This is a genomic window from Falsiroseomonas sp. RANM36, from assembly GCF_056682175.1.
Map to the genome: position 1 here is coordinate 1,319,580 of NZ_JBWXTD010000003.1, position 1,619 is coordinate 1,321,198.

The 1,619-nt window shown below is 73.9% G+C and carries 3 protein-coding genes; all 3 read left to right on the forward strand.

Going from position 1 to position 1,619, the window contains the following annotated elements; all coding sequences use genetic code 11:
• The first annotated feature begins 114 nt into the window (after positions 1-114).
• Complete coding sequence (gene ccmD / locus AC1MIR_RS11170; RefSeq protein WP_480028229.1) at positions 115-261, forward strand: heme exporter protein CcmD; 147 nt, start codon at positions 115-117, stop codon at positions 259-261.
• A gap of 130 nt (positions 262-391) precedes the next feature.
• On the forward strand, positions 392-925 hold the full coding sequence (gene ccmE / locus AC1MIR_RS11175) for a cytochrome c maturation protein CcmE (RefSeq protein WP_480028230.1): 534 nt from the start codon (positions 392-394) through the stop codon (positions 923-925).
• A partial coding sequence (ccsA, locus tag AC1MIR_RS11180; protein ID WP_480028231.1) for a cytochrome c biogenesis protein CcsA occupies positions 922-1,619 on the forward strand: 698 nt, incomplete at its 3' end. The genes ccmE and ccsA, both read left to right, overlap by 4 nt.

A 1,619-nucleotide genomic window follows, 5' to 3' on the forward strand; every position in this document is an offset into this window, starting at 1 on the left:
GGGTTGCGGGGCCGCGGGCGCGGGGGGGGGGGGGGGGCGCCGGCGGGGGGGGGGTTGGGCGCGGGGGGGGGGGGGGCGGGAGCTGGCGCGCGCCCGCCGGCTGGACGCCGTGCCATGAGTACCCATTGGCTGCATGTGACGCTGTCCTGGGGCATCACCGCGCTGGTGTTCGGCGGCCTCGCCGTCGGCGCCTTCCTGCGCCAGCGCGCGGCGGCGGCGCGGCTGAAGCAACTCGATCCACGTGGGGAGCGGGAAGCGTGATCGTGATGAACGCACCGGGCCGCCAAGGGCGGCCCCGCGCGGCTCGAGCCCTCCATCCCGGGCCCACCCTGTCCGAGGCGCGTCAGGCCAGGCCGCGGAGCGGCCGCCCGCCGCGTGAGGGCACCAGGACATGACCCGCAAGCGCCGGCGGATGTGGATCCTGGTCCTCTGCGGCATCGGGCTCGGCAGCGCCACGGCGCTGACGCTCACCGCCTTCCAGGACAACCTGGTGTTCTTCCGATCGCCTTCCGACATCGCCGCGGAGCGGCCGGCGCCGGACCGCGCCTTCCGCCTCGGCGGGCTGGTCGAGGCGGGCTCGGTGCAGCGCGAGCCCGCGGTCGCCGGCCAGCGGCCCGTGGTGCATTTCCGCGTGACGGACGGCGCCAACATGATCCCCGTCGTCTACCAGGGCGTGCTGCCCGACCTGTTCCGCGAGGGGCAGGGCGTCGTGACCATGGGGCGGCTCGGCGTGGATGGCGTGTTCCGCGCCTCGGAAGTCCTGGCTCGGCACGACGAGACCTACATGCCGCCTGAGGTCGCCGACGCGCTGAAGCGCGCCGGTCATTGGAATCCGGCGCAGGGCGCGGCGCCGGACGCCGCCACCTGGAACACGCTCAACCCCCGCACGCAGCAGCCCACCATCCCCGGAAGGACCGGTTCTTGATCGCCGAACTCGGCCATTTCGCTTTGGCGCTGGCGCTGATCCTCGCGCTGGCGCAGACCGCGCTGCCGCTGATCGGCGCGGAACGTCGCGATGCACGGCTGATGGCCGCCGCCGGGCCGCTCGTGGTCGGGCAGTCCATCGCCATCGCGGCGAGCTTCGCCTGCCTGATGTATTCCTACGCGATCAACGACACGACAGTGCTGAACGTCGTGCAGAACAGCCACAGCGCGAAGCCGATGCTGTTCAAGATCACCGGCACCTGGGGCAACCACGAGGGGTCGCTGATCCTCTGGGTGATGATCCTGGCGCTGTGCGGGCTGGCCGTGGCCGCCTTCGGGCGCGACCTGCCTTCCACGCTGAAGGCGCGGGTGCTCGGCGTGCTCGGCCTCATCTCGGTCGGCTTCCTCGCCTTCATCCTGAAGACCTCCAACCCCTTCGAGCGGATGTGGCCGCCGCCGCCCGAGGGCCAGGGCCTGAACCCGATCCTGCAGGACATCGGGCTCGCGATGCATCCGCCGCTGCTCTACCTGGGCTATGTCGGCTATGCGGTGACCTTCGCCTTCGCCATCGCGGCGCTGATCGAAGGCCGCGTGGACGCGGCCTGGGGGGGGGGGGGGGGGGGGCGGGGGGGGGGGGGGGGGGGGGGGGGGGGGGGGGCGGCGCGCGCGGGCCGCGGGGGGGGGGGGGAGAGGGA

Coding starts and splice junctions, on each gene's coding strand:
- ccmE (WP_480028230.1), top strand. CDS start 392: ATGACCCGCAAGCGCCGGCGGATGTGGATCCTGGTCCTCTGCGGCATC.
- ccmD (WP_480028229.1), top strand. CDS start 115: ATGAGTACCCATTGGCTGCATGTGACGCTGTCCTGGGGCATCACCGCG.